This window comes from Paraburkholderia lebeckiae (assembly GCF_014201005.1).
GTDB classification, from domain to species: domain Bacteria; phylum Pseudomonadota; class Gammaproteobacteria; order Burkholderiales; family Burkholderiaceae; genus Paraburkholderia; species Paraburkholderia tuberum.
In genome coordinates, this window is the sequence record NZ_JACHDK010000080.1 from 1 (window position 1) to 1,023 (window position 1,023).

A 1,023-nucleotide genomic window follows, 5' to 3' on the forward strand; every position below is an offset into this window, starting at 1 on the left:
GCTGGGCGAAGGCGAGCACGAATTCACGGTGGTGGAGCGTGATCCCGCGGGCAACGAAAGCAAGCCGTCGGATCCGCACGTGGTGATCGTGGATACGGTAGCGCCGACTGCTGAGGCGTCCATCACATACATGGGCAAGGACAGCGGCATCGACAACAGCGACTTCCTGACCAATGATGGCTCAGCAGGCCGTTTGATTATGGGCGAGCTGACGACAGAACTCGCGGCCAACGAGAGGGTTCAGGTGTCAGTGGATGGCGGCAAGACCTGGCAGGACGCGTTAGTCGAAGATAATGGCAACTGGGTGTTCCAGGACAATACGGCGCATGACGCCAGCTGGACGATCCAGACGCGCGTGGTCGATACGGCTGGCAATATTGGCAAGGTGGTGTCACAAAATGTAACGCTGGATACGATTGCCCCGTCGTCGATACTCGGGGTCTCGTATGACATGGTGGCTGGCCTCAGCGTGACGCTTTCTCCGAGTGCCATGGCGGGCGATACCCTACTGGTTGCAGTGGGTGACGTGCGATTCCACTTCTACCTGACTAGTTCGGATATAGCTCGCGGATCGGCCAGCGTGGAGATACCGTCCGGCGCTATAGCAGCGATTCAGTCAGGTGCTGCATATGGGGTTGCGGTTATGGATGCTGCTGGCAATAGCTCTAACTATATCGTTGGGGAAAGCGGTACCTCTATCGAGACGGAACAGCTACATGTCGTGAATCCGGGAACCCTCCTCTCCTCGGGTGGCGAGCCCTTCGACACCTACGTCGGCACCGATGCAAATACCGTCTTTACGGTGGACGACGTTAATGAAGTGATGGACGCCGGGTACATCTTTGGCAACGGCGGTCTAGACACGCTGAAGCTGGCAGGCGCTGGCCAGACCTTGGACTTGGGCAAGGTCAGCCTTGTGGTGTCGTCGATCGAAGTGTTCGACATCACCGGCACGGGTAACAACACGCTCAAGCTGTCGCTGGGCGATGTGCTCGAGCAGGGCGGCAAGGACCTGTTCATTGC

Annotated in this window: 1 protein-coding gene; it reads left to right on the plus strand. The window is 58.3% G+C overall.

The window, feature by feature from the left end; genetic code table 11:
• On the plus strand, nt 1-1,023 hold a 1,023-nt coding region (locus HDG39_RS34555; RefSeq protein ID WP_260328469.1), incomplete at both ends, for an Ig-like domain-containing protein.